This window comes from Burkholderia sp. BCC1977 (assembly GCF_905339595.1).
Classification (GTDB): domain Bacteria; phylum Pseudomonadota; class Gammaproteobacteria; order Burkholderiales; family Burkholderiaceae; genus Burkholderia.
Map to the genome: position 1 here is coordinate 1 of NZ_CAJPGQ010000101.1, position 3,886 is coordinate 3,886.

At 62.3% G+C, this 3,886-nt stretch carries 5 protein-coding genes and 1 pseudogene; 5 read left to right on the plus strand and 1 reads right to left on the minus strand.

All coding sequences use genetic code 11. The features are described from left to right. Both U5771_RS34695 and U5771_RS35680 read left to right on the plus strand, forming a co-directional pair. Positions 1-470, plus strand: a pseudogene (locus tag U5771_RS34695) (IS5 family transposase); the annotation flags it as partial. A gap of 241 nt (positions 471-711) precedes the next feature. After that, positions 712-945 (plus strand): VirK family protein, encoded by a 234-nt coding sequence (locus tag U5771_RS35680; protein WP_415859472.1) that lies wholly within the window; start codon positions 712-714, stop codon positions 943-945. Positions 946-1,176: 231 nt separating this feature from the next. Here U5771_RS35680 and U5771_RS34700 read toward each other — a convergent pair whose 3' ends face one another. Then, positions 1,177-1,671 carry an SgcJ/EcaC family oxidoreductase gene (locus tag U5771_RS34700; RefSeq protein ID WP_322028116.1) on the minus strand — a complete coding sequence of 165 codons (495 nt, stop codon included), beginning with the start codon at positions 1,669-1,671 and terminating at the stop codon, positions 1,177-1,179. 181 nt (positions 1,672-1,852) lie between these two features. Here U5771_RS34700 and U5771_RS34705 point away from each other — a divergent pair, with 181 nt between their 5' ends. The 3 genes from U5771_RS34705 to U5771_RS34715 form a co-directional block, all read left to right on the plus strand. Beyond that, the gene (locus U5771_RS34705) at positions 1,853-2,578 is read left to right on the plus strand and encodes a helix-turn-helix transcriptional regulator (RefSeq protein ID WP_322028117.1); all 726 of its coding nucleotides are present in this window, start codon (positions 1,853-1,855) and stop codon (positions 2,576-2,578) included. Between the two features lie 80 nt (positions 2,579-2,658). Further along, positions 2,659-3,345, plus strand: a complete 687-nt coding sequence (locus U5771_RS34710; RefSeq protein ID WP_322028118.1) for an alpha/beta fold hydrolase — start codon at positions 2,659-2,661, stop codon at positions 3,343-3,345. A gap of 297 nt (positions 3,346-3,642) precedes the next feature. Further along, on the plus strand, positions 3,643-3,886 hold a 244-nt coding region (locus tag U5771_RS34715; RefSeq protein ID WP_322028119.1), incomplete at its 3' end, for a transposase.

Below are 3,886 nucleotides of genomic sequence, written 5' to 3' on the forward strand. Positions count from 1 at the left end.
CAAAAACTGGGCCAAACCCCACCGATCGCGCACGACCGGGGTCCAAACACCACGTCCTCGTAGACGCGAACGGTGTTCCTGTCAGCGCGATCCTGACCGGCGCGAACCGCAACGATGTCACGCAACTGCTGCCGCTGGTCGACGCGATCCCGCCGATTCGCGGCACTCGCGGCCGACCGCTTCGCAAGCCCAAGGTCATCTACGCCGACCGTGGCTACGATTCCGACTCGCATCGCCGCTGACTTCGCGAGCGCGGCATCAGACCGGTCATCGCCAGGCGCCACACCGAACACGGCAGCGGCCTCGGCAAATTCCGTTGGGTCGTCGAACGGACTCATTCGTGGCTCCATGGTTTCCGTCGTCTTCGCATTCGCTTCGAACGCCGATCTGACATTCACGAAGCATTCCTCAAACTAGCCTGCTCACTCGTCTGCTGGAACATCTTCAGCCGATCTGAGCGGCCTTTTTGAACTGGCCTTTTAGGGGCGGAACGCCAGGAACCGATTTTCCACGCAAGATGGCCGTTTGAGACGCACCTGCTGTCCACTGATATTCAACAATCTTCACAACATCGCCCAAACGGCTTGGATCTCGGCAGAATCGACGTCAGATTTCGCGACTTGTTTGCAGGTCGTTACGTGCAGAAACTGCTCGTCGCATTGTCCGTGTTCGTTCCGTGTCTAGCTGTATTCAGCGGACAGGGAAATACCGCTGCCGAGATTCGCTGAAGTGATGGGTGCGCTAACTCGCGGAGCCAGTGTCTCGCTCACTGTCGACTTGCAAAAAGGCGCGCCGGCTAGCACGACGACAACGCCGGGCACCATATGTGACGGGCTGATCATCGACGCGTACCGGATAACGCCGGATGGCATGTTCGTTTGCCGACCCACACGCGCCGGCGACCCGTCGGGCCAGCCGATTGGCAGTTCATCCGCTGTCAAGTGAAACCGGAAGGGACCGTCGCATTTGTAAGTGACTGCTTCCTACTGTCGACGTATGCACGGGTTGTGCTGCTTATCGGCTACGCGAGGGCCGAGCGCGTGGAGTTCTTCACTGAACGGCATTGATCACGCGTGCTTGTCGTAGCCATTGTGGTTCGCGAGTGGTCGGCTGTGATCGATAGGCGGGCGCGCACGGCCGCCGGCCGGGAGCCGGCAGCGACCGCGTTGCGACCCGTCAGTGCAATGCCTCGGGCATCGCGGACGAGTGGTGATTCAGGATCTTCCATTCGCCGTCGACTTTCTTGTAAACGTAGGTATAACGCGCATGAACCTGCTGTCGCTTTCCGTCCTTTACGAGGTCGAACGTATAGATGCCGGTATCGACCGCCGCATCGTCGCCCAGCCAACGAATCTGCCGAAAGTTGATGGTGCCGCGCGGCTTCATCTTGAGGAACTTGACGAAGTAGCTTCGGATCTCGGTGGGTGTCGTGCGCACCTGGTTCGACACTGTCGGCTCGAGCACGCCGTCGGGTGCGTACAGCCGCGTCACGGCGTCGGCGTCGCCAGTCGCGAGCGCCGAGTTCCAGCGGTCGAACAGCGACGCAATCTCGGCGTCGCGCGCATCGGTCGGCGCGGACGCATGCTGATGAAAGATCTGCGGGGTCTGTACATTGATCGCAAATGCCGCGTGGCTTGCGAGCAGGGCAGCAGCGATGATGAAGTGCTTCATTGCGGGTATCCAGTAGACGAGGGAGGTTTTTCGTGTCGCAATTGGCGACACGCTCAGTCTGCCAGCAGTTTCGCCGCGCCGAATCCGCCGTCTGACAGAGGCCGGCTATGCCGGATGGCGGAGAAGGCCACATGCCGCGATTATTCCGATGATCGCCTTAGCTGAGTTGTCTGGAAACGACATGGCGGCCCAAGTCGAATACTATTGCGCGGCGGGTGCGTCGCGTCTGCACACGCTGACCGCTGCGGGGGCTGTGCTCGGTTCCGCGAATGGAGGCGTCGTCCTGGATATTGTGCTGGAGATGGCGCTCGGCTTGCTGTCGCTGAGCGATGGCCTGATAGCTTGCGTCGACGGCGGATTTCCGGAGGTTCTCGCAAGCCGCGGCGATGCGCTGGCCGTCGGCACTCGATTGTTGGACGGGTTCGTCATAGAGTTCGCGTCACGATCGGTTTCGCAGCCGTTGGTCCGCTGGTCCGCAGCGAGTTGCCCGCCCATGCGTGCGACGTCTTCCGCCGGATTCGACGTGCTGGTACCGTTGCGCGCGGGCGGTCGATGCGCCGGCGTGCTGGTGCTGCTCGCGCCGCGCGCGGCACCGTGGCCGAGTACCGAGGATCTGGCGGCGTTGCAGGTGCTCGGCGTGATGCTTACTGCGGCATTGCAAACGACGGCGCACAGGCATGCGCGGCGCATGTCAAACGTCGGCGAGCGCCTGTCCACGCTGACGCCGCGGGAAAGGCAGGTGTTTGCGCTGTTGCCACGCGGCCTGACCAATGCAGAAATCGCGGTAGAACTCGGAGTCACGAAGGGCACGATCAAGAGCCATGTCGAGCGAATTCTGCATAAGCTCGGGGTGACCGACCGCACACAGGCTGCCGTCCGTGCGGCGGGATTGGAAGCCGCTGCATGATTCGATGCAGGTCAAATGGGCGTGTGCCGTCTCCGGCCCGCGCGCTGTGCGCGACATATGTTGTAACGTTCGGAGGCGAGATGCTTACACAAGTCGTTCAAGGCAGCGCGTTGTACTATCAGGAACACGGCACCGGATTCCCGGTGCTCCTCGGACGCAGCTACCTGTGGAACGCTTCGTTGTGGGCGCCCCAGATAGATGTACTGTCGTGCATCTATCGCGTGATAGTTCCGGATCTGTGGGGGCACGGGCAGTCGGGTCCGCTTCCCAATGGCACGTGCACGTTGGGCGACTTGGCTGAGCAGACGAGCGCGTTCCTCGATGCGCGGGGTACCGAGCGATGCGCGTTCGTCGGTCTCAGCGTCGGCGGCATGTGGGGCGCACGGCTCGCGCTTCGCGAGCCGAAACGCGTGCGCGCGCTCGTAATGATCGACACGTCGCTTGAAGCCGAGCCCGACGCGCCCCGCACGCGCTACTACCATATGCTCGACGCGATCGAGGCTGCCGGCCGGATCGCGCAACTGCTGCTCGATGCGATCGTGCCGCTGTTTTCCGGCCGGGCGCCGACCTGGCGGGCGCTGGGCCGGTCGCGTTTCGCAACGCGTTCGCGAATCTTCCGGAAACTCGCCTGCGGCAGTCGATCGTCCACTCGGACGGCCTTTCTTCAGCCGCCCGGACATCCTGTCGATGCTTGCAGCGCTCGACGGCGAGCGCACTTTGCTGATGTGTGGCGCGAACGACGTCGGGCGGCCGCTAGCCGAAACTGAACGGATGGCCGGCGTAATTGGCTGCCCGTATGCGCTCGTGCCCGGTGCGGGCCATATTTCCAAGCTGAAGAACTCAGCATTCGTCACTCGAATGCTTGTCAAATGGCTCAGCGAGCGGGCGCTTGCCGGCGACTGAGTCGTAGCCGTGCCGGCGCGGCACGGGCGGGCACGCCGCGCGATCGGTGCGCGGAAGCCCAGCGTGAATCCGGGCGCTGCGTCGCGGATGCGTGGTTGCTAGGGTCTGTTTACATTCAATGAAATGTGTTTACATCTTGTCTTTTGCGCGAGCAGGCCAAGATGATTCGAACGTTATTGAGCGACGAGGTATGGGTACGAATCGAATCGGTGTTGCCGGGCAAGGAAGGCGATCCAGGGCGAACGGCGACCGACAATCGCTGGTTTATCGAAGCGGTTCTGTGGATTGGTCGGACCGGTTGCCCGTGGCGCGATCTGCCGAAGGAATTCGGACGATGGCATACGGTGTACATGCGCTTCTCTCGGTGGCGTCGCAAAGGCGTGTGGGAGCGCGTTGCGCACGCAG